General features: G+C 70.3%; 29 protein-coding genes. 15 read left to right on the forward strand and 14 right to left on the reverse strand.

Annotation, left to right across the window (positions count from 1 at the left end; translation table 11 throughout):
- The first annotated feature begins 10 nt into the window (after window positions 1–10).
- On the forward strand, window positions 11–292 hold the full coding sequence (locus U5O44_RS03030; protein ID WP_322586977.1) for a hypothetical protein: 282 nt from the start codon (window positions 11–13) through the stop codon (window positions 290–292).
- A 135-nt stretch (window positions 293–427) separates the two neighbouring features.
- On the opposite strand, the gene U5O44_RS03035 is transcribed toward U5O44_RS03030, so the two are convergent.
- Window positions 428–1,363, reverse strand: coding sequence for an IS5 family transposase (locus tag U5O44_RS03035; RefSeq protein ID WP_322586978.1), 936 nt, complete (start codon window positions 1,361–1,363; stop codon window positions 428–430).
- Between the two features lie 689 nt (window positions 1,364–2,052).
- Here U5O44_RS03035 and U5O44_RS03040 point away from each other — a divergent pair.
- From U5O44_RS03040 to U5O44_RS03050, 3 genes are all read left to right on the forward strand, one after another.
- On the forward strand, window positions 2,053–3,552 hold the full coding sequence (locus U5O44_RS03040; RefSeq protein WP_322586979.1) for a carboxypeptidase M32: 1,500 nt from the start codon (window positions 2,053–2,055) through the stop codon (window positions 3,550–3,552).
- Between the two features lie 61 nt (window positions 3,553–3,613).
- Window positions 3,614–4,015: a hypothetical protein gene (locus tag U5O44_RS03045; protein ID WP_322586980.1), complete on the forward strand. Its 402-nt coding sequence runs from the start codon at window positions 3,614–3,616 to the stop codon at window positions 4,013–4,015.
- Between the two features lie 27 nt (window positions 4,016–4,042).
- Window positions 4,043–4,948 carry a GGDEF domain-containing protein gene (locus U5O44_RS03050; RefSeq protein ID WP_322586981.1) on the forward strand — a complete coding sequence of 302 codons (906 nt, stop codon included), beginning with the start codon at window positions 4,043–4,045 and terminating at the stop codon, window positions 4,946–4,948.
- Here U5O44_RS03050 and hutF read toward each other — a convergent pair.
- The 4 genes from hutF to hutC are packed head-to-tail and all read right to left on the reverse strand — an operon-like array spanning window position 4,922 to window position 9,168.
- Window positions 4,922–6,340, reverse strand: a complete 1,419-nt coding sequence (gene hutF, locus U5O44_RS03055) for a formimidoylglutamate deiminase (protein WP_322586982.1) — start codon at window positions 6,338–6,340, stop codon at window positions 4,922–4,924. The two genes, U5O44_RS03050 and hutF, sit on opposite strands and share 27 nt — an antisense overlap.
- Entirely contained in the window at window positions 6,337–7,149 is an 813-nt protein-coding gene (gene hutG, locus U5O44_RS03060) for an N-formylglutamate deformylase (RefSeq protein ID WP_322587109.1), read from the reverse strand. Before hutG ends, hutF begins: the two co-directional genes overlap by 4 nt.
- A 13-nt stretch (window positions 7,150–7,162) precedes the next feature.
- Window positions 7,163–8,425: an imidazolonepropionase gene (hutI, locus tag U5O44_RS03065; RefSeq protein ID WP_322586983.1), complete on the reverse strand. Its 1,263-nt coding sequence runs from the start codon at window positions 8,423–8,425 to the stop codon at window positions 7,163–7,165.
- Window positions 8,422–9,168 carry a histidine utilization repressor gene (hutC, locus tag U5O44_RS03070; RefSeq protein WP_322586984.1) on the reverse strand — a complete coding sequence of 249 codons (747 nt, stop codon included), beginning with the start codon at window positions 9,166–9,168 and terminating at the stop codon, window positions 8,422–8,424. Before hutC ends, hutI begins: the two co-directional genes overlap by 4 nt.
- A 67-nt stretch (window positions 9,169–9,235) precedes the next feature.
- Here hutC and hutU point away from each other — a divergent pair, with 67 nt between their 5' ends.
- From hutU to U5O44_RS03095, 5 genes are all read left to right on the forward strand, one after another.
- On the forward strand, window positions 9,236–10,939 hold the full coding sequence (hutU, locus tag U5O44_RS03075; protein WP_322586985.1) for a urocanate hydratase: 1,704 nt from the start codon (window positions 9,236–9,238) through the stop codon (window positions 10,937–10,939).
- A gap of 8 nt (window positions 10,940–10,947) precedes the next feature.
- Window positions 10,948–12,510 carry a histidine ammonia-lyase gene (gene hutH / locus U5O44_RS03080; protein ID WP_322586986.1) on the forward strand — a complete coding sequence of 521 codons (1,563 nt, stop codon included), beginning with the start codon at window positions 10,948–10,950 and terminating at the stop codon, window positions 12,508–12,510.
- 64 nt (window positions 12,511–12,574) lie between these two features.
- The gene (locus U5O44_RS03085; RefSeq protein ID WP_322586987.1) at window positions 12,575–12,826 is read left to right on the forward strand and encodes a FitA-like ribbon-helix-helix domain-containing protein; all 252 of its coding nucleotides are present in this window, start codon (window positions 12,575–12,577) and stop codon (window positions 12,824–12,826) included.
- Window positions 12,826–13,266 (forward strand): type II toxin-antitoxin system VapC family toxin, encoded by a 441-nt coding sequence (locus tag U5O44_RS03090; RefSeq protein ID WP_322586988.1) that lies wholly within the window; start codon window positions 12,826–12,828, stop codon window positions 13,264–13,266. The genes U5O44_RS03085 and U5O44_RS03090 overlap by 1 nt, the downstream gene beginning before the upstream one ends.
- A 140-nt stretch (window positions 13,267–13,406) precedes the next feature.
- Window positions 13,407–13,931 carry a hypothetical protein gene (locus U5O44_RS03095; RefSeq protein ID WP_322586989.1) on the forward strand — a complete coding sequence of 175 codons (525 nt, stop codon included), beginning with the start codon at window positions 13,407–13,409 and terminating at the stop codon, window positions 13,929–13,931.
- On the opposite strand, the gene U5O44_RS03100 is transcribed toward U5O44_RS03095, so the two are convergent.
- From U5O44_RS03100 to U5O44_RS03130, 7 genes are all read right to left on the reverse strand, one after another.
- A complete protein-coding gene (locus tag U5O44_RS03100; RefSeq protein WP_322586990.1) occupies window positions 13,909–14,217 on the reverse strand; it encodes a copper-binding protein in 309 nt (102 codons plus the stop codon). The genes U5O44_RS03095 and U5O44_RS03100 overlap by 23 nt on opposite strands.
- 30 nt (window positions 14,218–14,247) lie before the next feature.
- Window positions 14,248–14,718 (reverse strand): DUF411 domain-containing protein, encoded by a 471-nt coding sequence (locus U5O44_RS03105; RefSeq protein WP_322586991.1) that lies wholly within the window; start codon window positions 14,716–14,718, stop codon window positions 14,248–14,250.
- Window positions 14,715–15,236: a cupredoxin domain-containing protein gene (locus U5O44_RS03110; RefSeq protein ID WP_322586992.1), complete on the reverse strand. Its 522-nt coding sequence runs from the start codon at window positions 15,234–15,236 to the stop codon at window positions 14,715–14,717. Before U5O44_RS03110 ends, U5O44_RS03105 begins: the two co-directional genes overlap by 4 nt.
- A 21-nt stretch (window positions 15,237–15,257) precedes the next feature.
- Window positions 15,258–16,649, reverse strand: a complete 1,392-nt coding sequence (locus U5O44_RS03115) for a multicopper oxidase family protein (RefSeq protein WP_322586993.1) — start codon at window positions 16,647–16,649, stop codon at window positions 15,258–15,260.
- Window positions 16,650–16,666: 17 nt separating this feature from the next.
- Window positions 16,667–18,079, reverse strand: a complete 1,413-nt coding sequence (locus U5O44_RS03120; protein ID WP_322586994.1) for a TolC family protein — start codon at window positions 18,077–18,079, stop codon at window positions 16,667–16,669.
- Complete coding sequence (locus U5O44_RS03125) at window positions 18,076–18,315, reverse strand: hypothetical protein (protein ID WP_322586995.1); 240 nt, start codon at window positions 18,313–18,315, stop codon at window positions 18,076–18,078. The genes U5O44_RS03120 and U5O44_RS03125 overlap by 4 nt, the downstream gene beginning before the upstream one ends.
- A 79-nt stretch (window positions 18,316–18,394) precedes the next feature.
- The gene (locus U5O44_RS03130; protein WP_322586996.1) at window positions 18,395–18,760 is read right to left on the reverse strand and encodes a hypothetical protein; all 366 of its coding nucleotides are present in this window, start codon (window positions 18,758–18,760) and stop codon (window positions 18,395–18,397) included.
- 74 nt (window positions 18,761–18,834) lie between these two features.
- Here U5O44_RS03130 and argB point away from each other — a divergent pair, with 74 nt between their 5' ends.
- Genes argB through U5O44_RS03160 form a run of 6 tightly spaced genes read left to right on the forward strand, consistent with a single transcriptional unit; the run spans window position 18,835 to window position 23,126 of the window.
- The gene (gene argB, locus U5O44_RS03135; protein WP_322586997.1) at window positions 18,835–19,737 is read left to right on the forward strand and encodes an acetylglutamate kinase; all 903 of its coding nucleotides are present in this window, start codon (window positions 18,835–18,837) and stop codon (window positions 19,735–19,737) included.
- A gap of 20 nt (window positions 19,738–19,757) precedes the next feature.
- Complete coding sequence (locus U5O44_RS03140; RefSeq protein ID WP_322586998.1) at window positions 19,758–20,336, forward strand: Uma2 family endonuclease; 579 nt, start codon at window positions 19,758–19,760, stop codon at window positions 20,334–20,336.
- The gene (locus U5O44_RS03145; RefSeq protein ID WP_322586999.1) at window positions 20,333–21,034 is read left to right on the forward strand and encodes an HAD-IA family hydrolase; all 702 of its coding nucleotides are present in this window, start codon (window positions 20,333–20,335) and stop codon (window positions 21,032–21,034) included. Before U5O44_RS03140 ends, U5O44_RS03145 begins: the two co-directional genes overlap by 4 nt.
- Window positions 21,035–21,079: 45 nt before the next feature.
- Window positions 21,080–21,721, forward strand: coding sequence for a nucleoid occlusion factor SlmA (gene slmA, locus U5O44_RS03150; protein WP_322587000.1), 642 nt, complete (start codon window positions 21,080–21,082; stop codon window positions 21,719–21,721).
- 21 nt (window positions 21,722–21,742) lie between these two features.
- The gene (locus tag U5O44_RS03155) at window positions 21,743–22,672 is read left to right on the forward strand and encodes an ATP-binding protein (RefSeq protein WP_322587001.1); all 930 of its coding nucleotides are present in this window, start codon (window positions 21,743–21,745) and stop codon (window positions 22,670–22,672) included.
- The gene (locus U5O44_RS03160; protein WP_322587002.1) at window positions 22,665–23,126 is read left to right on the forward strand and encodes an NUDIX domain-containing protein; all 462 of its coding nucleotides are present in this window, start codon (window positions 22,665–22,667) and stop codon (window positions 23,124–23,126) included. The genes U5O44_RS03155 and U5O44_RS03160 overlap by 8 nt, the downstream gene beginning before the upstream one ends.
- A gap of 16 nt (window positions 23,127–23,142) precedes the next feature.
- Here U5O44_RS03160 and U5O44_RS03165 read toward each other — a convergent pair whose 3' ends face one another.
- Both U5O44_RS03165 and zapD read right to left on the reverse strand, forming a co-directional pair.
- On the reverse strand, window positions 23,143–23,346 hold the full coding sequence (locus tag U5O44_RS03165) for a DNA gyrase inhibitor YacG (protein WP_322587003.1): 204 nt from the start codon (window positions 23,344–23,346) through the stop codon (window positions 23,143–23,145).
- 4 nt (window positions 23,347–23,350) lie between these two features.
- Window positions 23,351–24,106, reverse strand: coding sequence for a cell division protein ZapD (gene zapD / locus U5O44_RS03170; RefSeq protein ID WP_322587110.1), 756 nt, complete (start codon window positions 24,104–24,106; stop codon window positions 23,351–23,353).
- Window positions 24,107–24,123: the final 17 nt, after the last annotated feature.

Raw genomic sequence — 24,123 nt, forward strand, 5'->3', positions numbered from 1 at the left:
GCGGTCCACGTTGTTCGAGGGCCGTCTTCGCGATCGTGATGAGCGCACCGAACTGCTGGACAGCTTTCTGGGCACGTGCGAATGGACGCGGGTCTGTTTCGGCTGGCGGCCCAACCTGCCCGATGAAGCCGACCACCAACTGGTCGAACTGGTGGTGGTCGGTGCGGCCGACTTCATCGTGACCCCTGACTTTTTTGTCTGTCTGATGCAAAGCACTGGTATCGGATGCCTTGGATTTCTTCCGGGGGATGCGATCGTGTCCTACAAACCTTCGTGCATCAGGCGTGTCTGATCGTCTTCCCAGTGGGCGTGACGCTCATAAGCTGTTTATATGAAGTTCTATTCTTTATAGAACGAGAACTGGTACTTTGATCGGCTTTGTTGCACAACTCCGCCGAAGCCGAGTTTCCCCTGACCCCAGACGGAGTTACGCCACAGCCTGCGTCACCGGGGTGCCCAGGTGGGTGAAGCGGTTGAGCACCGCAGCCCGCACCTGCAGCTCCACCACCTGACGCTCGAAGGTGCGCGCCATCACCCGCTCGCCCAGCAGCTTGAAGCAGCGCATCTTCGTCTCCACCAGCGAGCGCCGGTGGTAGCCGCTCCACTTCTTCCAGATCCCCCGGCCCAGCCGGTTCGTCGCCCGCAGTATCTCGTTGCGCGCCGCCGCCCCCGGCCGCTTGGCCTTCCACGGCTGGGCGTTCTTGCGCGTCGGTATCACCGCCTCGGCCCCTCGTTCGGCGATCGCGTCGTGGCAGCCCTGCGTGTCATACGCCCCGTCCCCGCTCACCGACAGCACCACCTCCTCTGCCGGAATCTGCCCGAGCAGCTCCGGCAGCATCGGCGCGTCACCCACGCTGTTGTCCGTCACCTCGATCGCCCGGATCTCCAGCGTCTCGGCGTCGATCCCCAGGTGAACCTTGCGCCACTGCCTGCGGTACTCCGCCCCGTGCTTCTTGGTCTTCCACTCGCCCTCGCCCAGCATCTTGATCCCCGTGGAATCCACCAGCAGGTGCAGCCCGCCCCGGCTCGGCCGCGCCGTGATCTCCACCGTCAGCCGCTTCTCGCGCCGGCTCATCGTGCTGTAGTCCGGTGCCTGCCAGTCCAGCCCCGACAGCCCCAGCACGCTCTGCACGAACCCCTGCGTCTGGCGCAGCGCCAGTCCGAACAGCACCTTCATCGTCAGGCAGCACTGCACCGCCGCGTCGCTGTACGTCGCCGGTCGCCCCGGCTTGCCGCTGACCGGCGCAGCCTGCCACGCCATGTCCCGGTCCAGCCACATCGTCAGCGAGCCCCGCGCCCTCAGCGCCTTCGTGTACGGCGCCCAGTTCTTCGTCACGTACTTCTGCTTTGCTGGCTTGCTCATCCTGTCAGCCTACCTCACCGCTCGACCATCGGCCGGCGGGGTGGGTTGTGCAACAAAGCCTCGTCAATAGCAACCGAGAGTGTCCCCGCCATCTCTGCCAGTAGTTGGCTGTCGACTCGATTCCGGGTCCTGACAGCCCACGCAGTTCAGCGAACCACAGCATCACAGCCGGGACGTGCTCAATCCATGCCTCCAGATCGTCCGCGTCAAGAACCCGCACATCAAGCCATGGTGCTGTGGCTGCAGCGAGTTGTCGCCATTCCTTCCGTTGTCGCCAGCGCCTTGGCGTGACGAAAACGAAGCTGGTGGCAGTCATCTCTTCGATCGAGGACTCGAAAACCCGTTTGGCGAAATCTCCGTCTGCTTTGCTTGTCGGCCGAGCGTCGCAGCCCATTTCCCAGCATGCAGTGCCGACTGGAACCCAAGGATTGCCCTCGCTCGCATGGGTGATCCCGTCATAGCCCGGCTCATTGATCGAGTCTCCTGCCGGCATTGACAGTGCAGTCGTTTTTACTGTGCTCTGGATGAGACGCCGAACGAGCAGCGGCAGTTGAGCTTGTGCGTCGCGGGTGCCTGCCCACGTCTCGATGTGCGTTGCCGTGATGCGCAATGTCATTCCCCTGGGCGGATTCGGTCATGTCGCGCTACCGTAGCAGCATTCTTGTTTTTCGCTTCCGGAGAATCCGCCGATGACCCTCGCAACAACCCCCGCCTACACCGACCTCGAAGCCCGCTTCCAGCGCCTCTACCGCTTCGAGCACCTCGGCTCGATCGCCGGCTGGGATCAGGCCGCCAATATGCCCCCCGGCGGCAACGAGGCCCGCGCCGCCGCGATGGCCGAACTCGACGGCCTGATGCACGCCCAGCGCACCGACCCGGCCCTCAAGGCGCTGCTCGACCGCGCCGAAGGCGAGCCGCTCAGCGACGACCAGCGCGCCAACCTGCGCGAGATGCGCCGCGACTGGCGGGCGGCGAATGCGCTGCCGGCCGCGCTGGTCGAGCGCCGCACGCTGGCCACCGCGCGCTGCGAACACGCCTGGCGCCGCCAGCGACCGGCCAACGACTGGGCCGGCTTCGTCGAGAACTTCCGCCCCGTCGTGCAGGTCGCGCGCGAGGAGGCGATGCACCTGGCCGAAGCGACCGGCCTGATGCCCTACGACGCGCTGATGGACCGCTTCGAGCCCGGCACGACCAGCGCCGAGGTGGAGCGCGTGTTTGGCGACCTGAAGACCTGGCTGCCGGGCCTGATCCAGCAGGTGCAGGCGCGCCAGCACGCCGAGCCGCCGGTGCTGATGCCGGTCGGGCCGTTCCCGGTGGCGCAGCAGAAGGCGCTGAGCCTGCGGGTGATGGCGCTGCTGGACTTCGACTTCGACGGCGGCCGGCTCGACGAGAGCACGCACCCGTTCTCCGGCGGCGTGCCCGAGGACGTGCGGCTGACCACGCGCTACTCGGTGGACAACCTGATGTCGAGCCTGATGGGCACGGTGCATGAAACCGGCCACGCCCGCTACGAGCAGAACCTGCCGCGTGAGTGGCTCGGCCAGCCGATGGCGCGGGCGCGCTCCTACGGCCTGCACGAGAGCCAGAGCCTGTCGTTCGAGATGCAGCTCGGCGCGCATCCCGGCTTCGTCGCGCAACTGGTGCCGCTGATGGTCGAGCACTTCGGCGCGCAGCCGGCCTTCACGGTCGAGAACCTGACCCGGCTGGCCACCCGGGTCGAGCCGGGCCTGATCCGCGTCGAGGCCGACGAGGTGACCTACCCGGCGCACGTCATCCTGCGCTTCGAGATCGAGCGTGCGCTGATCGAGGGCACGATCGATGTGGCCGACATCCCCGCGCTGTGGGACGAGAAGATGCTGGCCTACCTCGGCCGCGACACGCGGGGCGACTACCGCAACGGGCCGATGCAGGACGTGCACTGGCCGTCCGGCTCGTTCGGCTACTTCCCCTGCTACACGCTCGGGGCGATGTACGCGGCGCAGTGGTTCGCCACGATGCGCCGCCAGAAGCCCGACCTGGACGCCAGCATCGCCGCCGGTGACCTGAACCCGGTGTTCGACTGGCTCAAGGACCACATCTGGCGCCAGGGCTCGCGCTGGGAGACGCCGGAGCTGTCGCGTCGGGCCAGCGGGGAGACGCTGAATCCGGCGCATTTCCGGGCGCATCTGGAAGGGCGCTACGGCGCGTGAGGTCTTCATGTCGCAGGCCGATGGTCGATATCGAAAAACCATCGACTTCCGGACGACTGACATGATGTCTCGACGCATGGTCTCCGCGGCCCTCGGCAGTGTGCTGCTGGCCGGCGCACTGCCTGCGCTGGCCGCAGACCCGAACGCCACCCTTCGCGTGAAGCTGCAGAGCTTTCTGCAAGTGCACGTCGACCGCTTGCTGGTGGACGGCGCCTTCCTGTGGCTCGACCTGTCCACGGGCGAGGTGCGCAAGCTCTACCCGACCACCCCCCACCCGATGATCATGGTGTTTGGCGCGCATTGCGTGCTGTGTTCCGAGTTCCGGGACAGCGCGGGCAAGCCGGTCGAGATGGATTTCTACACCGCTGTCCGCGGCAACGGCCATGTCGTGTTCCGCACCGAGGTGGCCAACCGGGCGCCGCTGATGGCATTGATGGACAAGGGCAAGGTGCAGCGTCTGTGAGCGAACGGACTGGCTGTGCGCCTGACCTTGTTCAGGAAGTTTCTGCTGATGCTGGCCGGCATCGTGTCGATCGCCTTTGTCGTCACGCTGTTGTCGGCGGGGTTCGGGTTCCGGCTCCTGGTGAGCCGGCGGCTGGACCGGTTGCACCGCGCGATCACACGGGCTGCCAGCGGGGTCGAGCGGGTGCGTGTCGAGCCCAGTCGCGGGGACGATGAACTCGGCGACATCATCCAGGCCTACGACGCGCTGGTCGCCCGCGAGGAGCGGCACGAGGCCGAACTGCGCGGCGCCCACGAGAAGCTCGACGAGCAGAGTCGCCGCGACCCGCTGACCGGCGCCTTCAACCGCCGGCATGTGCAGGAGCACATCCACGAGGTCGTCGACGCCTCCGGCTCCGCGCTGGCGCTGTTCGACATCGACCATTTCAAGCGCATCAACGACCGCCACGGGCATGGCGTGGGCGATGAGGTGCTGGTCGAGGTGGTGCGGCGCATCGGCCGGGTGGTGCGCAAGCAGGACTTGTTCGCGCGCTGGGGCGGCGAGGAGTTCCTGCTGTGTGTCGGCGAGGTCGGCGACGGGGGGCTGGACCGGCTGGCGCGGCGGCTGCTCGCGTGTCTGGACAGCGAGCCGGTCATGACCTCGGCCGGCCCGCTCGTGGTGACCTCGTCGATCGGCCTGGTGGCGTTTCCGTTGCGGACGGGCGCGGGGGCACACGCCTGGGCGGACGCGGTCACGGTGGCGGACTGGGGCCTGTACCGGGCCAAGCAGTCGGGGCGGGACTGTGCGGTCGTGGTGGACGTCGTGGACGTGCAGGACGCGGCGGCCGGCGGGGCGGCGGTCGAGTCGGTTCCGATCGGTGGCGGCGTCCTGTCGGTGGTGCCGCACGTGGTGCGCAGTGTCCAGGCGTCAGCGAACCCGGTCCTGCCCGCCTGACGGCGAGGACCACAGCCGCTGCATCACGTCGGCGAAGCGCCCGGCGGTGTCCGCTTCCCCCACCCAGCGCCCGGCGACCATCACGTCGCGCCAAGGCCGCCCCGGGCTGCTGAACACCAGCGCGTCCAGCCGGTGCTCGCCGGGCACGCCGACCAGCGCGGCATCCGCCGTGTCGATCACCAGCAGGTCCGCCCGCGCTCCGACGCGCAATCCCCACACCGCCTGACCGGCGGCCCGTCCGCCCGTGTCCAGTGCGAGCTGCCACAGCCGGGCGGCGGTGGCCGGCTGGCCCTGGTGCGGCGCGGCGGCCATGTTGCGTTGGCGGTGGAGCAGCCGCTGGCCGTACTCCATCCAGCGCAGCTCCTCCGTCCAGCTCCGCGTGACGTGGCTGTCCGAGCCGATCGCCAGCCCCACGCCCGCGTCCAGCCAGCCGGGCAGGTCCGCCAGCCCGTCACCCAGGTTCGCCTCGGTGCTCGGGCAGATCACGGCGGCGCTGCCCGCACGCGCGACCGCTTCGATCTCGGCCGGGACCGTGTGGGTCGCGTGGACGAGCTGCCAGCGTGGGTCGAGCAGGCCCTCGGCGGCCAGCCACTCGATCGGGCGCCGGCCGGTGGCGGTCAGGCAGTCCTCGACCTCGGCGGTCTGTTCGGCGACGTGGATGTGGACCGGGCCGTCCATGCCGCGTGCGAGCTGCGCGAGCCGGTGGACCGACGCGGGCGCCGCCGCCCGCAGCGAATGCACGGCCACCCCGGCGTTGAACGTGGCGTGCGACTGCGCAGCCAGCGTTCGGTGCGCAGCCCAGACCCCGTCGGCATCCAGGTGAAAGCGGCGCTGGTCCTCGCGCAGCGCGGGCTGCGTGAACCCGGCGCGCTCGTAGAGCACCGGCAGCAGCGTCAGGCCGATGCCCACCGCCTCGGCGGCGGCCTTCAGCGCGTGGCCCATCGCGAGCGGGTCGGCGTAGGGTGTGCCGTCGGGCTGGTGCTGCAGGTAGTGGAACTCGCAGACCTGCGTGTAGCCGCCGGCCAGCAGCTCGCGGTAGAGGTGCGCGGCGATGGCCTGTACGTCGTCGGGCGTCACGGCGCCGGCCACGCGGTACATGCGGTCGCGCCAGCCCCAGAAGTCGTCGCCCGCGTGTTCACGCCGCTCGGACAGGCCGGCGAAGGCGCGCTGGAAGGCGTGGCTGTGCGCGTTCACCAGCCCTGGCAGCACTGGTCCGGCCAGCCTCTGCGCGTCCAGCGGACACGGCACGCCAGCCTGTACGGTCGCCCAGCGCCCGCCGCTGTCGCTGACCAGCAGCACGTCGTCCTGCCAGCGGCCGTCGAGCCAGGCATGGGGCGCCCACCAGCGATTGGCGCGACCGGCACCGTGGGCGTGGTTCACGGCGGCACTCATTCGGCGGCTCCCGGGGTCCAGTCGCGCAGCGTCTGCAGCAGAGCGTGCAGCACCGGCTGCACCCGCGCCGCGCGGGTGGGGTCGATGGCCGGCGGGGCGCCTGGGGTGTCATCCATGTAGCAGTGCCAGCCCATTTCGAGCTGTACGGCGTGGATTTGCGCGGCCGGCTGGCCGTAGTGGCGCGTGATGTAGCCGCCCTTGAAGCGGCCATCGACCACCTGCGTGAACGCCGACTGGCTCGCCAGCACGCCCGATAGCGCCGCCCGCAGCGACGGCGCACAGCTCGTGCCGCTCGCGGTGCCGAGGTTCAGGTCGGGCAGCCGGCCCTCGAACAGCCACGGCAGCTCGGCCCGGATGCTGTGGCCGTCGAACAGCACGGCGTGGCCGTGCAGGGCGCGCAGCCGGGCGAGTTCGGCGGCCAGCGCATCGTGGTACGGCTGCCAGTACACGGCGCGGCGGCGGTCGATCTCGGCTGCATCGGGCGCGCAGCCGTCGCGGTAGATCAGCTCGCCGGTGAAGCTGCGCGTCGGGCACAGCTCGGTGTTGTTCGCGCCCGGGTACATCGGCGTGTTCTCCGGCGGCCGGTTCAGGTCGATGACGTAGCGCGAGCAGCGTGGCATCAGCAGCCCCGCGCCCAGCTCGCGGGCGAAGTCATAGAGCGCGTCCAGGTGCCAGTCGGTGTCCTCGACCGCCAGCGCGCGCTCGGTGTACGCCGAGCGCAGCGTCTCCGGGATGAAGGTGCCGGCGTGCGGCAGGCTGACCAGCAGCGGCGTGCGGCCGGGCAGCAGGGTGAAGGTGTCGGTGGGCATCACGGTGCAGGACTCAGGCGGAGTAGGGGTGGTGGGTGTCGCCGGCGGGTTGTCCACCCAGCCAGACGCGGCAGCCGGGCCGCTGCCCGAAGGCGTAGGCGAGTTCGTTCGGATGGTCGACCGCCCAGTGGACGAGGTCGGCCCGGCGCCCCGGCGTCAACTGGCCGTGGCGGGCGCCGAGGCCGAGCGCGGTGGCGGCGTGGCGGGTCATGCCGGCGAAGGCTTCCTCGGGCGTCAGCCGCAGCAGCGTGCAGGCCATGTTCAGCATCAGCAGCGGCGACAGCGTCGGCGACGAGCCCGGGTTGTGGTCGGTGGCGATGGCGATCGGCACACCCGCCGCGCGCAGCGCGTCCACCGGCGGCACCCGCGTCTCGCGCAGGAAGTAGAACGCCCCGGGCAGCAGCACCGCCACCGTGCCCGCCGCCGCCATCGCCTGCACGCCTGCGTCCGACAGGTATTCGAGGTGGTCGCAGCTCAGCGCGCCGAAGCGGGCCGCCAGCGCTGCGCCGCCGCTGTCGCTGAGCTGCTCGGCGTGCAGCTTGACGGGCAGGCCGAGCGCGCGGGCGGCGGTGAACACGCGCGCGATCTGCGCCGGCGTGAAGGCGATCGACTCGCAGAAACCGTCCACCGCGTCGACCAGTCCCTGCGCGTGCCAGCCCGGCAGCCACTGGCAGACGGCGTCGATGTAGTCGTCCGGGCGGCCCTCAAATTCGGGTGGCAGCGCGTGGGCGGCCAGCGCGGTGGTGCGCACGGTCTGGCCGGTGGCGGCGCCGACCTCGCGGGCGATGCGCAGGCAGCGTGCCTCGTCCACGTCGCTCAGGCCGTAGCCGGACTTGATCTCCAGCGCCGTCACGCCCTCGGCGAGCAGGGCGCGGGCGCGTTGCACGGCGCGGTGGCGCAGCGTGTCGTCGGAGGCGGCGCGGGTGGCGGCCACGGTCGAGCGGATACCGCCGCCCGCGCGGGCGATCTGCTCATAGCTCGCACCCTGCAGCCGCAGCTCGAACTCGCGGGCGCGGTGGCCGCCGTAGACGAGGTGGGTGTGCGCGTCGATCAGGCCGGGCGTGAGTACCCCGCCGCCGAGGTCGTGTTCCACATCGGCTGTCGCATCGGCCGGCAGGTCGCGCGCCGGGCCGACCCAGGTGATGCGCTCCCCCTCGGCCAGCACGGCGCCGTCGTCGATCCAGCCCCAGGGGCGGTCGGGGGTCATCGTGGCGAGGGCGGCGCCGCGCCAGAGGGTGCGGCGCGTGCGGTGGCTGGTGTGCGTCGGGAGACTCATGGCGTGAACTGCCCGTCGAGCTGGAAGCGGTGGCCGGGGTGGACCAGCCGGGCGGTGGTGATCGGCGCGTCGCGGCTGAAGGTGCGGCGGTGGACGATCAGGCAGGCGTCGGTGCGCGCGATGCCCAGCAGCTTCGCTTCCTGCGCGGTCGGCTGCGCCGCGACGATCGCGTACTGCGCCCGCCACAGGGTGGTGGCCTGGAACAGGTAGTGCGTCGGCGTGGTGCGGGTGAAGTCCTGCGCGAGGTAGTCGGGTGCCTCGGCCGGGTTGACGAACCGGTCTTCGCACTGCAGCGCCACGCCGTTCTCGAAATGCACGATCAGCGTGCGGAACACCGGCGCGCCCGGCGCCAGACCCCACTCGGCGGCGAGTTCGGCGCTGGCCGGCTCGGCGCGCTGCAGGTGGACCTCGGCGCTGTGGCGGTGGCCGCGTTCGGCGATCTCCTCGTGCAGGTCGCGCAGCGTCAGCGTGGCCGAGACGCGGTGCAGTGGCGCGGCGAAGGTGCCCACGCCCTGCACCCGCTGCACCAGCCCGTCCGCCTGCAGCTCGCGCAATGCGCGGTTGGCGGTCATGCGGCTGATGCCGAACTGCGCGACCAGCTCGGCCTCGGAGGGCAGTTGTGCGCCCGGCGCCCATTCGCCGGCGGTGAGGCGCTCCTTGAGGTGCTGCTTGACGCGGGCGTAGGGGGCCATCGCGGCGGGTGAAGACGATGAGGGCGGCTTGGGGGAGGGCGGCGTGGACATGGGTGTGATGCTACTTGCATGAGCTTGTCTAGACAAGTAGAGTGCGCAGCATTCTCAGGAGCCCGACATGACCGACCTGTCCACCCCCCGCGCCACGGCCCAGGCCCGCCCGGTCCACGCCCCGACCGGCACCACGCTGCACTGCCGCAACTGGCTGACCGAGGCGGCGTACCGCATGCTGCAGAACAACCTCGACCCGGCCGTGGCCGAACACCCCGACACGCTGGTCGTCTACGGCGGCATCGGCAAGGCGGCGCGCGACTGGGACTGCTTCGAGCAGATCCTGCAGAGCCTGCGCGAACTGAAGGAGGACGAGACGCTGCTGATCCAGTCTGGCAAGCCGGTCGGCGTGTTCCGCACGCACGCCGACGCGCCGCGCGTGCTGCTGGCCAACTCGAACCTGGTGCCGAAGTGGGCGACGTGGGAGCACTTCCACGCACTCGACCGCAAGGGTTTGATGATGTACGGCCAGATGACCGCAGGCTCGTGGATCTACATCGGCAGCCAGGGCATCGTGCAGGGCACCTACGAGACCTTCGTCGAAGCGGGCCGGCAGCATTTTGGCGGCGACCTGACCGGGCGCTGGATCCTGACCGCCGGGCTGGGCGGCATGGGCGGCGCGCAGCCGCTGGCCGCCACGTTCGCGGGCGCGTGTTCGCTCAACATCGAGTGCCAGCAGAGCCGCATCGACTTCCGCCTGCGCTCGCGCTACCTCGACGAGCAGGCCGATGACCTCGACGACGCGCTCGCCCGCATCGCCCGCCACACCGCCGCCGGGCGCGCGGTGTCGGTCGGGCTGCTGGGCAATGCGGCGGAGGTGCTGCCGGAGCTGGTGCGCCGCGCCCGGGCGGGCGGGCCGCGGCCGGACCTGGTGACCGACCAGACCTCGGCGCACGACCTCGTCCACGGCTACCTGCCGCCGGGCTGGACGGTGGCGCGGTGGCGCGCCGCACAGGCCGATGACACGCAGCACGCGGCCTTGCGCGACGCGGCGGCCAAGGGCTGCGCAGTGCATGTGCAGGCGATGCTCGACTTCCAGGCGATGGGCGTGCCGACGGTGGACTACGGCAACAACATCCGCCAGGTCGCGTTCGACCAGGGCGTGGCGAACGCCTTCGACTTTCCTGGCTTCGTGCCCGCCTACATCCGGCCGCTGTTCTGCCGCGGCAAGGGGCCGTTCCGCTGGGTGGCGCTTTCTGGCGATCCGGAAGACATCCGCAAGACCGACGCCAAGATGAAGGAGCTGTTCCCTGAGGACGCCCACCTGCACCGCTGGCTCGACATGGCCGGCGAGCGCATCGCCTTCCAGGGCCTGCCGGCGCGCATCTGCTGGATCGGCCTGGGCGAGCGGCACCGGGCGGGGCTGGCGTTCAACGAGATGGTCCGCACCGGCGAGCTGAAGGCGCCGATCGTCATCGGCCGCGACCACCTCGACAGCGGCAGCGTCGCCAGCCCGAACCGCGAGACCGAATCGATGCAGGACGGCTCGGACGCGGTCAGCGACTGGCCGTTGCTCAACGCGCTGCTGAACACCGCGGGCGGGGCGACCTGGGTCAGCCTGCACCACGGCGGCGGGGTGGGCATGGGTTACTCGCAGCACAGCGGCGTGGTGATCGTCTGCGATGGCACCGAGGCCGCCGACCGGCGCATCGAGCGCGTGCTGTGGAACGACCCGGCCACCGGCGTGATGCGCCACGCCGACGCCGGCTACGAGATCGCCCGCCAGTGCGCCCGCGACCAGGGCCTGAACCTGCCGATGCTGAAAGACTGAACACCGCCATGACCACGACCATGACGACGACCCTCACCCTGATCCCGGGCGCACTGACGCTGGAGCACCTGCAGGCGATCCACGCCGCTCCGATCTGCCTCGACCTTCACCCCGACGCCCAGCCCGCCATCCTCGCCAGCGCGGCGGTGGTGCAGGCTGCCGCCGCCGGTGACGCGCCCGTCTACGGCGTCAACACCGGCTTCGGCAAGCTCGCCAACCAGCGCATCAGCGCCGACGACCTCGCGACGCTGCAGCTCAACCTGATCCGCTCGCACTCGGTCGGCGTCGGCGCGCCGCTGCAGCCCGAGGTGGTGCGGCTGATGCTGGCGCTGAAGGCGGCGAGTCTGGCGCGGGGCTTTTCCGGCGTGCGCCCGGTGGTGATCGACACGCTGCTGGCGGTCCACAACGCCGGGCTGGTGCCGTATGTGCCGAGCCAGGGCTCGGTCGGCGCGTCGGGCGATCTGGCGCCGCTGTCGCACATGACGCTGGCGCTGCTCGGCGAAGGCGAGATGCTGCACGACGGCCAGCGCGTGCCCGCCGCGCCGCTGCTCGCCGCCCACGGCATCGCGCCGCTGCAGCTCGCCGCGAAGGAGGGCCTCGCGCTCATCAACGGCACGCAGACCTCGACCGCGCTGGCGCTGCATGCCTTCCTGAGCTTCGAGCCGGTGCTGGAGTCGGCGCTGGTGATCGGCGCGCTGACGGTGGACGCCGCGCGTGGCAGCGACGGCCCGTTCGACCCGCGCATCCACGCGCTGCGCGGCCAGCCGGGCCAGATCGACGTGGCGCAGTACTACCGCGCCTTGCTGGCCGGCAGCGCCATCCGTGCCTCGCACACCGACGGCGACGACCGGGTGCAGGATCCCTACTGCCTGCGCTGCCAGCCGCAGGTGGTCGGCGCCTGCCTCGACCAGTTGCGCCACGCCTCGCTCGTGCTGGTGCGCGAGGCCAACGCCGTCACCGACAACCCGCTCGTCTTCGCCGAGGACGGCGCGATGGTGTCGGGCGGCAACTTCCACGCCGAGCCGGTGGCACTCGCCGCTGACGCGATGGCGGTGGCGATCGCCGAAGTAGGCGCCATCGCCGAGCGCCGCATCGCGATGCTGATCGACGCCAGCGTCTCGCGCCTGCCGCCGTTCCTCACCGCCAACGCCGGCCTGAACAGCGGCTTCATGATCGCCCACGTCACGGCGGCGTCCGTCGCCAGCGAGAACAAGTCGCTCGCGCATCCGGCCAGCGTGGACAGCCTGCCGACCTCGGCCAACCAGGAAGACCACGTCTCGATGGCCACCTTCGCTGCGCGCCGGCTGCAGCCGATGATCGCCAATGTGGCCACCATCCTCGGCATCGAGTGGCTGGCGTCGGCGCAGGGCATCGAGTTCCTGCGCCCGCTGACCAGCTCGCCCGCGCTGGAGCAGGCGCACGCGCTGCTGCGCCGCGAATGCCCGGCGATGCCGACTGACCGTTACCTGGCGCCGGACATCGAGCGCGCCACCGAACTGGTGCGCAGCGGGGCGCTGTCGGGGGTGTTCCGGGCGCTGGCGGGGTTGCCGGCGCTGTGGACCTTGGGGTAATTCGAGTTCAGGGAACCGAGGCAGCGTTGCTATCATTGACAGCATTGCCTGCTGAGGAAATGCCATGGCCACGCTCACGATCCGCAACCTCGACGACACCCTGAAAACCCGACTCCGGGTGGTGGCTGCCCTGCACGGGCGTTCGATGGAAGAGGAGGTGCGCCAGATCCTGCGTGGGGCGCTGCTGCCGGAAGAAGGCACTGCGCCGACGCACCTGGCGGACCTCGCCGTGTCGATCTTCGGGCCGGAACACGGGGTTGAACTCGCGATTCCGGCGCGCACCGAGGCGCGGCCTCTGCCGGATTTCAGCGCGTGATGCTGCTCGACACGAACGTGTTGTCGGAGCTGATGCGGCCGGCGCCCTCGTCTGCTGTGCTGCACTGGCTGCAGGCGCAGCGCCATGAGGATCTCTACACCTCGGCCATCACGGTGGCCGAGCTGCGTGCAGGGGTGGCGGTGTTGCCCGAGGGCGCACGGCGTCGCGACCTGAACCAGCGCCTCACGGACCTGCTCCACCGTGGTTTCGGGACGCGGGTCGCTGGGTTCGAGGCAGCGACCGCAGAGGTCTATGCCGAGCTGCGGGCGGGGCGACAGCGCATGGGGCGGCCAGCCGTGGGGCTGGATCTGCTGATCGCGGCCATCGCCAAAGAGCGCGGATGGCCTGTGGTCACGCGGAATGTGGCGGATTTCGAGGGATGTGGTCTGGCATTGGTCAACCCTTGGGAAGCCGACCCGGCGATACCGCCGGTCCAGTGACACGGCACCGAACCCTTGGCATTTGCCTCGGGCGCTCACGCTGCGCAGGATGCGGACTCCTCCACTGACCCCGAGGGGTTCGCGATGACGCTGTCCTTGTCCTTCCTGTCCTCTCCGCGGGACCGCCGACCCTCTGGAACGTGCTGAGCAACCTGCCGTTTGCGCTGGTCGGTGGCTGGGCGCTGTGGCGGTGGCGGCGCACGCCGCCGGTCGGTGCGCGCGCTTGGGTGGTGTTTGCGGTCGCGCTGGTGCTGACGGCATTCGGTTCGTCGCACTACCACTGGGCGCCAGACAACGCGCGGCTCGTGTTCGACCGGCTGCCGATCGCGTGGGCCTGCGCGGCGCTGACCTGCGGGTTTCTGGCGCAGCGGGTCGATGCCCGCTGGGCGGGAGTCGTTCCGCTGTTGACGGCCTGGGGCGTGGCGACCGCGTCGGTGCTGTACTGGTGGTTCACCGAGCAGGGCGGTGTCGGCGACCTGCGGCCTTACCTGCTGGTGCAGTTCCTGCCGATGGTGCTGGTGCCGGCGGCGCTGCTGATGCGGATGGCGCCAGTGGAGTCGGCGCCGTGGCCTTGCGTGTCGGACCGGGCGTGGTGGACGGTACTGGCGCTCTACGGACTCGCCGCCGCAGCGGCGGTCGTGGTCACTTCGCCGGGGCGAGCTTGACCACGGTGTACTGCCCGCCCACCTTGTCGGCGTCGAACTTCACCTTGTCGCCGACCTTCACGCTGTCGAGCATCGCGGCGTCCTGGGCGCGGAACACCATCGTCATCGGGGGCATGTCGAGGTTCTTGATCTCGCCGTGCTTGAGCGTGATCTTCTGCTGGGCCTTGTCGATCTTCATCACCTCGGCATCGCTGCTCTGGGCGTGGGCGGGCAGGCCGACCAGGGCCAGGGTGGCCAGACCGAGGGCTGCGAGGCGGCGGGACAACGTCATCGTCGTGGTGTTCATCAGTGGGGCTCCTTGTAGGGGGTCAACGGTTCACGGGTAACGCTGGTAGACAGACGTGCGGCCATCGGCAGCGACGAGCAGCACGTCGTGCGGATCGCGCCGGCCGCCGTACTCCGGTCCGTCCATCCCCGGCGAGCCGATCGGCATGGCCGGGACCGCCAGCCCGAGCGCCTTGGGCCGCTCGCGCAGCAGGCGGTGGATCTCGCGGGCGGGCACATGGCCTTCGATCACGAACCCCTCGACCCGCGCCGTGTGGCAGGAGCCCAGGCGCTCCGGCATGCCCAGGCGTGCCCGCGCTTCTGCATTGCCGGTGTCGAAGGTGCGGGTGCGAAAACCGTTGCGCTCCAGATACTGGACCCAGTCCTGGCAGCAGCCACAGGTCGGGCTCTTCCAGACCTCGACCAGCGGCGCCGTGCGGGGCGACGCGGCCCGCGCCGGCCAGGCCAGCGCGGCCAGCGCCGCAGCCGCGCCGGTGCGCAACAGCGTGCGGCGGGCGCTCATTTCGCCACCACCCGGAGTGCGCCGACCATGCCGGACTGGAAATGCCCGGCGATCAGGCAGGCGAACTGGAAGTCCCCGGGGCGGTTGAAGGTCCACACGATCGTGCCGGACTGGCCCGGCGGCACATGCGCCATGTAGGGCTCGTCGTGTTCCATGTCGGGGAACTTCTTCATCTGCTCGGCGTGTGCGGCCAGCTCCTCGGGCGTGCCGAGCACGAACTCGTGCATCACGCGGCCGGTGTTGCGGATGACGAGCCGCACCGTCTCGCCCTCGCGCACCTCGATGCGGTCAGGCCGGAAGCGCATGTCGTCGCCCATCGCGACGGTGACCGTGCGGCGCGCGGTGCGCGGCTCGCCGGCGATGCCCCAGGGCTTCTGTTCCTTGCGCACGGGGCCGGCGGCGGCGTGGGCCTTGTCGCCGTGGGCTTGGGCCTCCGGGCTGAGCGCGAGGCCGCTGACGCACAGGGCGCAGCAGGCGGCGATGACATGGCGTCGGGACGGGATGTTCTGCAGGGTCATGGCGTCGGTGCTCCGGGGGGCTCAGTGGTGCTTGTGGTCGCTCGGCTTGCGGGCGCGCACGGTGGTGTCGGTCGGCGCAGGCTGTGCGGGGGCGGCCTTGACGGGCTCCGGCAGCGGTTCGCCCGTCCATTCATAGGCCACGGTGCCCTTGGGATGTTTGAACCAGCCGGGATCGCTGTAGTCGCCAGGCTTCTGGTCATGCCGCACCTTGAGCACGCTGAACATCCCGCCCATCTCCACGCCGCCGAACGGCCCTTCGCCGGTCATCATCGGCGCGGTGTTGTCCGGCAGCGGCATCTCCATCTCGCCCATGTCGGCCATGCCGCGCTCGCCCATGACCATGTAGTCGGGGATGAGCTGGGTGATCTTCCTGGCCAGCCCACTGTGGTCGACGCCGATCATCGTCGGCACGTTGTGGCCCATCGCGTTCATCGTGTGGTGGCTCTTGTGGCAGTGGAAGGCCCAGTCGCCTTCCTCGCTGGCGATGAACTCGACCTGGCGCATCTGCCCGACCGCGATGTCGGTCGTCACCTCCGGCCAGCGCGCCGATTTCGGCACCGGCCCGCCGTCCGTGCCGGTGACCTCGAACTCGTGGCCGTGCAGGTGGATCGGGTGGTTGGTCATCGTCAGGTTGCCCACCCGGATGCGCACCCGGTCGTTCAGTCGCACGTTCAGCGTGTCCAGCCCGGGGAAGATCCTGCTGTTCCAGGCCCACAGGTTGAAGTCGAGCATGGTCATGATCTTGGGTGTCGCGCTGCCCGGCTCGATGTCGAAGGCGTTGAGCAGGAAGCAGAAATCGCGGTCGACGTTCTCGATCAGCGGGTGGCGGCCCCGGGCGTCGAGCTTCGGGTGGGTGATCCACATCCCCATCATCCCCATCGCCATCTGCGTCATCTCGTCGGCGTGCGGGTGGTACATGAAGGTGCCGGGGCGGCGGGCCTCGAACTCGTAGACGAAGGTCTTGCCCGGCGGGATCGGCGGCTGCGTCAGGCCGCTGACGCCGTCCATGCCACACGGCAGGCGCTGGGCGTGCCAGTGGACGGCGTGGTGCTCGGGCAGCTTGTTGGTGACGAAGATGCGCACGCGGTCGCCTTCGACCACCTCGATCGTCGGCCCCGGCGACTGGCCGTTGTAGCCCCACAGGTGGGCGTTGAAGCCGGGCGTCATCTCGCGCACGACCGGCTCGGCGACGAGGTGGAACTCCTTGACGCCGTTGTTCAGGCGCCAGGGTAGGCTCCAGCCGTTGAGCGTCACCACCGGGTGGTACGGGCGACCGTCGGGCGGCATCAGCGGCTTGGCGGTCTGCGCGCTGGTCTGGATCACGGGTTCGGGCAGCGCGGCCATCGCCACGCGGCTCACGGAGGCGGCGGCCACGGCAGCGCCCGCAGAGAAGAAGGTGCGTCGGGAAAGCATGGAAGGAGATTCCTGTGTCAGTGACCGCCGCCGGCGTCGGCGGCGGTGGACGAAGCGGGTGCCGCGCCGGCGGACAGCGTGGGCCGGCCGAGCATGGCCATCTGCAGATCCGCGTCGGCGAGCCAGAACTCGCGCCGTGCGTCGATGGCGCTGTTGACGCTGGCGATCTGGGCGCGCGCATCGGCGAGCAGCTCGAACACGCCGATCAGCATGCCGTTGTAGCGCAGCAGGTTTTCATCGTGGATGCGCTTCTTCAGCGGCACGACGGCGGTCTGCACATGGCGGGCGATGTCCCAGGCGTGGCGCCAGTGGCGGTAGGCCTCGCGGACTTCGGAGCGGGCGTCGATGGCGATGGCGGCGGTGCGGTGCAGGCTGGCGGTGTAGGTCGCCTCGGCGCGTGCCACCTTGGCATCGCCCCAGTCGAACAGTGGCAGCTCCAGCCCGACCTCCCAGGCGCGGCTGCGGTGGCCGTCGTTCGTGACCGAGCGGGTGGCGCCGACTTCCAGCACGTTCAGGAAGCGCGTCGTGCGCGTCAGGCCGAGGGCACGGGCGGTCTGCGCCGTGGCGGTCTTGGCGGCCTGCACGTCCAGCCGCTGCGCGAGGGCGCGGCTTTCGATGTCGGGCTGCTCGGTCGGCGTGGCGGGCAGGTCCGGCAGGCGCTCAGGCAGCGTGTAGCCGAGCTGATCGCCCCAGAGGCCCAGGGCGCGGTTCAGGCGCTCGCGGCTGGCGTCGCGGGCGCGTTCGCCCCGGGCGACGTTGAGCAGCGCGTCGGCCTCGAACGACTGCTCGCGGGCCAGCGCCAGCTTGTTGAAGTTGCCGGCCTGCGCCATGCGCCGCGCCAGCTCGGCCCCGGCCTCGGCGGCGTCGTGGACCTGCCGCAGGTAGCGCAGGCTTTCCTCGGCCGCCACCGCCTCGACCCAGGCGCGGCGCACGCCGGCGATCTGGGTCACCACGGCCAGCGTCGTCTGTGCCTGCTGCTGGGCGAGGCGGTGGTCCTCCAGCGTGCGGGTGAGCGGCATCAGCAGCAGGCGGCCGAGGTTGAGGTGCAGGCCGCGCTCCCACTCGATCTCCTCGCCGCTGGTGGTGCGGCTGAAGGTGAAGCCGGGGTTGGGCAGGCGCGTGACCTGCGCCAGCTCGGCCTGCGTCACGCCGAGGTCGGCCAGCGACGCCTGCAGCCCGCGGTGGTGGAGCAGCGCGACCTCGACCGCGCCGTCCAGCGTCAGCGGCGCCGCGAGCAGGGTGCGCAGGCGCTCCCGGGCCTCGGGGGAGGGCGCCTGTGCGTCGGGCCAGCGGGCCAGCGTGGCGCCGGTGTGCTGGCGGAGCTGCTGCTGCACGGGCGCGATCGCCGTGTCGGGCGAGGAGGTGGCGCAGCCGGCGAGCACGGCGGTGGCCGCGAGCGCCGCCCAGGCCAGTGAACGAGGGGGCCTCATCTTGCGGACTCCCTCAGATACGCCTTCCAGCCGCCGACCGCCCGCACCCGGTCGTTGACGGCGCGCCAGTCGGCGAGTTCAGGGTGGTCGGGTGGGATGCGACCGGCCAGGGTGGCGCGGTGGACCAGCGGGGCGACGGTGGCCTGCGGATCGGCGGGGTCGGCCGGGGTGGCGGGCTGGGCCACTGCCGACAGGGCCACCAGCGCCAGCGCGGTGGCCGTGACAAGACGGAACATGGGGGAACCTCATCGGACGGAACAGGACGGATCGGCACGGCACGCGACCTGCCACGCAGGTCACGCACCACGGCTCGGATCAGGCCTGGTGACGAGGCGGTCGGAAGAGTTCGCCGGGCGGACCGTCGCACACGCCGGTGATCGGCGTGATGGCGGGCGCCGCGTGAGGCAGGTCGGGCAGGTGCAGCCCGTTCACCATCGGCAGGCCCAGGCTGGCGTGGCAGACCTCGCACAGCGAGCAGCCGGCGTGCTGCACGGCGGGCTTGTCGGTGGCGGCAGTGGAGTGGCAGGGCGGCAGCGCGGTGTCCTCGGCCGTGGCCGTGGTTTGCGTGTCGTGCATCGCCACCGCTGGCACGGACACCGCCATCGCCGCCATCGCCCACCCGCGCAGCGGCAGCAGCGCGATCACCAGCCAGAGCAGCCAGTGCAGGGTGGGGCGGGACATCGGGCGGGCCATCGGTCGATTGTAGGGGCACGGGCATTCCCTAGAATCCCCGTATTCATCGACCGGAGTCCCCCATGTCCCATGCGCCCGCTGACCTGTCGCACATCGCCTCGCACGACAAGGCCGAGATCCTCGCCCAGGCCCTGCCCTACATCCGCAAGTTCCATGGCAAGACCATGGTCATCAAGTACGGCGGCAACGCGATGACCGACCCGGCGTTGCAGCAGGCGTTCGCCGAGGACGTGGTGCTGCTCAAGCTGGTCGGCATCAACCCGATCGTCGTCCACGGCGGCGGCCCGCAGATCGACGCCGCGCTGGCCAAGATCGGCAAGAAGGGCACCTTCATCCAGGGCATGCGCGTCACCGACCAGGAGACGATGGACGTGGTCGAGTGGGTGCTCGGCGGCGAGGTGCAGCAGGACATCGTCGGCCTCATCAACGCCGCTGGCGGCAAGGCGGTGGGCCTGACCGGGCGCGACGGCGCGATGATCCGCGCCCGCAAGCTCAAGCTGCTCGACAAGCACGACCCGAGCGTCGAGCACGACGTCGGCCAGGTCGGCGAGATCGAGTCGATCGATCCGAGCGTGGTCAAGGCGCTGCAGGACGACCAGTTCATCCCCGTCATCAGCCCGATCGGCTTCGGTGAGCGCAACGAGAGCTACAACATCAATGCCGACCTGGTGGCGTCCAAGCTGGCCGAGATCCTCAAGGCCGAGAAGCTGATGATGCTGACGAACATCAAGGGCGTGCTCGACAAGGCCGGCAACCTGCTGACCGAGCTGACCTCGCGCCGCATCGACGAGCTGGTCGAGGACGGCACGATCTCGGGCGGGATGCTGCCGAAGATCGCGGGCGCGATCGACGCGGCCAAGTGCGGCGTGAACGCGGTCCACATCATCGACGGCCGCGTGCCGCATGTGCTGCTGCTGGAGATCCTGACGGACCAGGCGTTCGGGACGATGATCCGGGCTCGGTAACCAGCAACGGGGCGCACACCATGGGACTGCCACAACCACAGCCGCGTTTCAGCCGGGCCGAATACTTTGGCTGGGAGGCGCAGCAGCCCGACAAGCACGAGTACCTGACCGGGGAGGTCTTTCCGGTCCAGGCGATGGGCGGGGCGCGGCAGTCCCATGTGCTGGTGTCCGGTGCCCTGTTTGCCCGGTTTCGCGAGCACCTGCGTGGCACGCGCAGCCGGACCTACATCGCTGACATGAAGCTGGAGGTCGAGGCCGCCGACGCGGTGTTCTACCCGGATGTCATGGTCAGTTGTGACGAGGCGGATCGCCAGCAGGAGATGGCGATCCATGTCCCGCTGTTGATCGCCGAGGTGCTGTCGGATTCGACCGCTGGCTTTGACCGGGGCGACAAGTTCGCCGCCTACCGCAAGCTGTCGTCGCTGCAGGAGTACCTGCTGGTCAACGTCAAGGCGCGCCGGCTGGAGCTGTTCCGCCGCGAGCCGGTCGGCTGGGTCTTGCACGAGCCGGTGGGCGAGGGGGAGGCGGCGGTGCTGCGGCTGGACAGCCTCGCGCTGGACCTGACCTTGGCGGACGCTTTTGGTGACCTGAACCCGTGAGCGCGCCACGTCCGCTCCGGGCCCCCGTCTGGCTCTTCGACCTCGACAACACCCTGCACGACGCCGGCCGCGCTGCGTTCGCGCAGATCACCGAGTCGATGACGGTCTACATGGAGCGCGAACTCGCGCTGACCCGCGCCGAGGCCGAGTACCTGCGCGGGCGCTACTGGCAGCGCTACGGCGCCACGCTGCTCGGACTGGTGCGCCACCACGGCGTCAAGGCGTCGCACTTCCTGCATGACACCCACGCGCTGCCGGGGCTCGAAGCGCGCCTGCGCAGCCACCCGCACGACCTCGCCGCGCTGGGTCGGCTGCGTGGCCCCAAGTTCATCCTGACCAACGCGCCGCAGGCCTACGCCGAGCGGGTGATGGCCGCACTCGGCCTCGGCCGCTACTTCGACGGCGTGATCGGCATCGAGCAGATGGCGATGTTCGGCCACCTGCGCCCCAAGCCGGATGCGCGGATGCTGCGGGCGATCGCCGTGCGGCTGAAGGTGCCGGTCCACCGCTGCGTGCTGGTCGAGGACACGGTCGGCCACCAGAAGGCGGCGCGGCGCATCGGCATGCGCACGGTGTGGATGCAGCGCTGGCTGCGCGACGGGATCCATGGACCGGAAGCGGGGCTGGCGCTGGCGCGGCGGCCGGTGTACGTGTGTGCCAGAATCCGCAGCCTTCAGGCGCTGGCCCGCTGGCGCTGAGGCCCGCCGATCCACCTCTGACGCTCCGATCCCGTGCTCGATCCGATGCCCGACACCCCCGATTCCGCCAGCCCGTCCACTGAAGCGCCCGCCGCGGCGCCCGTGCGCAAGCGGCCCAAGCCGGGGGAGCGCCGCGTCCAGATCCTGCACACCCTGGCGCAGATGCTGGAGCAGCCCGGCGGCGAGCGCATCACCACGGCCGCGCTGGCCAGCCGCCTGGACGTGAGCGAGGCGGCGCTCTACCGCCACTTCGCCAGCAAGGCGCAGATGTTCGAGGGCCTGATCGAGTTCATCGAGTCCAGCGTCTTCACCCTCGTCAACCAGATCGTCGAGCGCGAGCCGGACCCGCGGGTGCAGGCCGCGCACAGTGTCGCCGTGCTGCTGCAGTTCGCCGAGAAGAATCCGGGCATGGCGCGGGTGATGGTGGGCGACGCGCTGGTGCTCGAACACGAGCGGCTGCAGGTGCGCATGAACCAGTTCTTCGACCGCATCGAGTCGCTGCTGCGCCAGAGCCTGCGCCAGGCCGCCGACGCCCGCGGCTCGCTCGCCCCGACGGCCGAGGCCGCCGCGCAGGCGTCGATGCTGACCAGCTACTGCCTCGGGCGGCTGCAGCGCTTTGCCCGTTCCGATTTCAAGCGCAGCCCGGTCGAGCACCTCGACGCGTCGCTGCAGATGATGATCCACTGACGCGCCCGCGTCCCCAAGCCCATGAGCGATTTCACCAGCCTGATCCAACGGGCCGAGGCGCTGCTGGCGCGTCTTGAAGCCGTGCTGCCCCACCCGCTGAGCGCGCCCGACTGGAGCGCGTCCATCGCCTTCCGCTACCGCAAGCGCGGCCAGGGCGGCGTGCTGGAGCCGGTGCGCCACATCGCGCCGCTCAAGCTCGCCGACCTCAAGGAAGTGGACACGCAGAAGGAGCGCCTGCTGCGCAACACCGCGCAGTTCGTCGCCGGTCGCCCCGCCAACAACGTGCTGCTCACCGGCGCGCGCGGCACGGGCAAAAGCTCGCTCATCAAGGCCTGCCTGAACACCTTCGCCGACCAGGGCCTGCGCCTGATCGAGGTGGACAAGGCCGATCTCACCGACCTGCCCGACCTCGTGGACCTGATCGCCGAGCGGCCGGAGCGCTTCATCGTCTACTGCGACGACCTGAGCTTCGACGAGGGCGAGTCCGGCTACAAGGCGCTGAAGTCCATCCTCGACGGCACGGTCGCGCAGACCAGCGACAACGTGCTGATCTACGCCACCAGCAACCGCCGCCACCTGCTGCCCGAGCAGATGAAGGACAACCTGAGCGCCACCTACACCGACGAGGGCGAACTGCACCCGGGCGAGGCGGTGGAGGAGAAGGTGTCGCTGTCCGAGCGCTTCGGGCTGTGGGTGAGCTTCTACCCGTTCAGCCAGCGCGAGTACCTGACCATCGTCGGCCAGTGGCTGCGCCATTTTGGCGTGGCCGAGGCGGCGATCGAGGCGGCACGCCAGCCGGCGCTGCTGTGGGCGCTGGAGCGGGGTTCGCGGTCTGGCCGCGTCGCCTACCAGTTTGCCCGCGACTACGCCGGCAGCCATGCGCCGGTCGATCTGGCCATCGCCCCGACCGCCATCAGCGACGACGTGCCGGACGGCCTTGACCATGTCTGAGCGTACGCCCGTGGAAGTCGCCGTCGGCGTGCTGATCGAGCGCGACAGCGCGGGCCACGAAGGCCGTTTCCTGCTCACCTCGCGCCCCGAGGGCAAGGTCTACGCCGGCTACTGGGAATTCCCGGGCGGCAAGCTCGAAGCCGGCGAGTCGGTCGAAGACGCGCTGCGCCGTGAATTGCAAGAGGAGCTTGGCATCACGATCGGCCACGGCCCGGACGTGGTGCAGCCGTGGCAGCAGCTCGTCATGGACTACCCGCACGCGCGGGTGCGGCTGCATTTCTGCAAGGTGTTCGCCTGGACCGGCGCCTTCGAGATGCGCGAGGCGCAGCAGATGGCGTGGCAGACGCTGCCGGTGGCGGTGGTGCCGGTGTTGCCGGGCACGGTTCCGGTGCTGCAGTGGTTCGCCGCAGAGCGCGGCCACAGCGGACCGACCCACCACGAGGCTGGCGCCTGAGCTTGTCCGACCAGGGTCAGGGACTGCCCTGATCGTCCGGCGGCTCGACCGCCGCGACCCGGAACGACTCGCTCGCCCAGGCGCCGAAGTCGCGCTGGCGGCAGCGCTCGCTGCAGAACGGGCGCCACGGGTTGCTGCGCGCAAAGAGGGTCTTCTCGCGGCAGGTCGGGCAGGCGACCTGCGGGACAGGGCGGGCGGCTGGAGGGTCGATCTGGGGCATGGGGTCAGGCGCAGAGCGTCAGCGGGAGCTGGGTGCTTTCGGTCATCGGGCGCAGCTTGCCTTCGTGGTCGGCGCGGGTCAGCCGGATCGCCAGCAGCACCCGGTTGCCGCTGATTTCCGGGATCAGGTGGGTGCCTGGCTCGACCTGCAGCCGGGCCAGCAGCAGCGGGCGGCTGCCCGTCAGGTTCTGCTGGAACAGGCCGCTGCGGAACGGCACCATCTGGGTGATGCCCGCCTCGCGCAGCAGGCCCAGGTTCACCTCCAGCGCTTCTGCCAGCGGATCGAGCACACCGACCCAGCGCAGCAGGTCGTGCCGACGCCGGTTGGCCGGCTCCTGTTGCCAGGCGAAATAGGCGGGCAGGTCGAACTCGCAGGTGCCGCCGGGAATGTTGATCCGGCTGCGCACGCCCATCAGCCATTCGTTGGACGCCAGAGCCTGTTCGGGCTTGGGCGGCGTGGCCTGCAGGCGGCGGTGGGCGCTGCTGATGCGGTCGATGGCGAGGTTGAGGGCGCCTTCCGAGATCGACGGGTTGCCGCGGTAGCCCTCGAAGAGGGTGTGCTGGCGGGCCAGTTCCTGCAGCAGGTCGGAGCGGAAATCGGTGCGCGAGGTCACGTCCATGATCTCGAACAGGGTGGCCAGCGCGTAGTGGTGGTCGGTGGCGGTGTCGCGTGGCACGAGTTGCGCCAGGCGCGTGAACAGGCGCTCCAGCCGCAGCATCGTGCGGACACCTTCAGTGAACGGGTATTCGTAGTAGATCAAGGCCATGCGCTCCCACG

This window comes from Sphaerotilus sp., from assembly GCF_034519685.1.
Lineage (GTDB): Bacteria > Pseudomonadota > Gammaproteobacteria > Burkholderiales > Burkholderiaceae_C > Sphaerotilus.

What these genes read in the sequence shown, in the direction of transcription:
- U5O44_RS03110 (WP_322586992.1), bottom strand. Translation starts at nt 15,236, where the DNA reads ATGACCCTGCAGAACATCCCGTCCCGACGCCATGTCATCGCCGCCTGC.
- U5O44_RS03160 (WP_322587002.1), top strand. Translation starts at nt 22,665, where the DNA reads ATGTCTGAGCGTACGCCCGTGGAAGTCGCCGTCGGCGTGCTGATCGAG.
- slmA (WP_322587000.1), top strand. Translation starts at nt 21,080, where the DNA reads ATGCCCGACACCCCCGATTCCGCCAGCCCGTCCACTGAAGCGCCCGCC.
- argB (WP_322586997.1), top strand. Translation starts at nt 18,835, where the DNA reads ATGTCCCATGCGCCCGCTGACCTGTCGCACATCGCCTCGCACGACAAG.
- hutF (WP_322586982.1), bottom strand. Translation starts at nt 6,340, where the DNA reads ATGAGTGCCGCCGTGAACCACGCCCACGGTGCCGGTCGCGCCAATCGC.
- U5O44_RS03165 (WP_322587003.1), bottom strand. Translation starts at nt 23,346, where the DNA reads ATGCCCCAGATCGACCCTCCAGCCGCCCGCCCTGTCCCGCAGGTCGCC.
- U5O44_RS03105 (WP_322586991.1), bottom strand. Translation starts at nt 14,718, where the DNA reads ATGAGCGCCCGCCGCACGCTGTTGCGCACCGGCGCGGCTGCGGCGCTG.
- hutG (WP_322587109.1), bottom strand. Translation starts at nt 7,149, where the DNA reads ATGCCCACCGACACCTTCACCCTGCTGCCCGGCCGCACGCCGCTGCTG.
- U5O44_RS03035 (WP_322586978.1), bottom strand. Translation starts at nt 1,363, where the DNA reads ATGAGCAAGCCAGCAAAGCAGAAGTACGTGACGAAGAACTGGGCGCCG.
- U5O44_RS03090 (WP_322586988.1), top strand. Translation starts at nt 12,826, where the DNA reads ATGCTGCTCGACACGAACGTGTTGTCGGAGCTGATGCGGCCGGCGCCC.
- U5O44_RS03100 (WP_322586990.1), bottom strand. Translation starts at nt 14,217, where the DNA reads ATGAACACCACGACGATGACGTTGTCCCGCCGCCTCGCAGCCCTCGGT.
- hutC (WP_322586984.1), bottom strand. Translation starts at nt 9,168, where the DNA reads ATGTCCACGCCGCCCTCCCCCAAGCCGCCCTCATCGTCTTCACCCGCC.
- hutI (WP_322586983.1), bottom strand. Translation starts at nt 8,425, where the DNA reads ATGAGTCTCCCGACGCACACCAGCCACCGCACGCGCCGCACCCTCTGG.
- U5O44_RS03040 (WP_322586979.1), top strand. Translation starts at nt 2,053, where the DNA reads ATGACCCTCGCAACAACCCCCGCCTACACCGACCTCGAAGCCCGCTTC.
- hutH (WP_322586986.1), top strand. Translation starts at nt 10,948, where the DNA reads ATGACCACGACCATGACGACGACCCTCACCCTGATCCCGGGCGCACTG.
- U5O44_RS03045 (WP_322586980.1), top strand. Translation starts at nt 3,614, where the DNA reads ATGATGTCTCGACGCATGGTCTCCGCGGCCCTCGGCAGTGTGCTGCTG.
- U5O44_RS03130 (WP_322586996.1), bottom strand. Translation starts at nt 18,760, where the DNA reads ATGTCCCGCCCCACCCTGCACTGGCTGCTCTGGCTGGTGATCGCGCTG.
- U5O44_RS03155 (WP_322587001.1), top strand. Translation starts at nt 21,743, where the DNA reads ATGAGCGATTTCACCAGCCTGATCCAACGGGCCGAGGCGCTGCTGGCG.
- hutU (WP_322586985.1), top strand. Translation starts at nt 9,236, where the DNA reads ATGACCGACCTGTCCACCCCCCGCGCCACGGCCCAGGCCCGCCCGGTC.
- U5O44_RS03120 (WP_322586994.1), bottom strand. Translation starts at nt 18,079, where the DNA reads ATGAGGCCCCCTCGTTCACTGGCCTGGGCGGCGCTCGCGGCCACCGCC.
- U5O44_RS03115 (WP_322586993.1), bottom strand. Translation starts at nt 16,649, where the DNA reads ATGCTTTCCCGACGCACCTTCTTCTCTGCGGGCGCTGCCGTGGCCGCC.
- U5O44_RS03125 (WP_322586995.1), bottom strand. Translation starts at nt 18,315, where the DNA reads ATGTTCCGTCTTGTCACGGCCACCGCGCTGGCGCTGGTGGCCCTGTCG.
- U5O44_RS03085 (WP_322586987.1), top strand. Translation starts at nt 12,575, where the DNA reads ATGGCCACGCTCACGATCCGCAACCTCGACGACACCCTGAAAACCCGA.
- U5O44_RS03140 (WP_322586998.1), top strand. Translation starts at nt 19,758, where the DNA reads ATGGGACTGCCACAACCACAGCCGCGTTTCAGCCGGGCCGAATACTTT.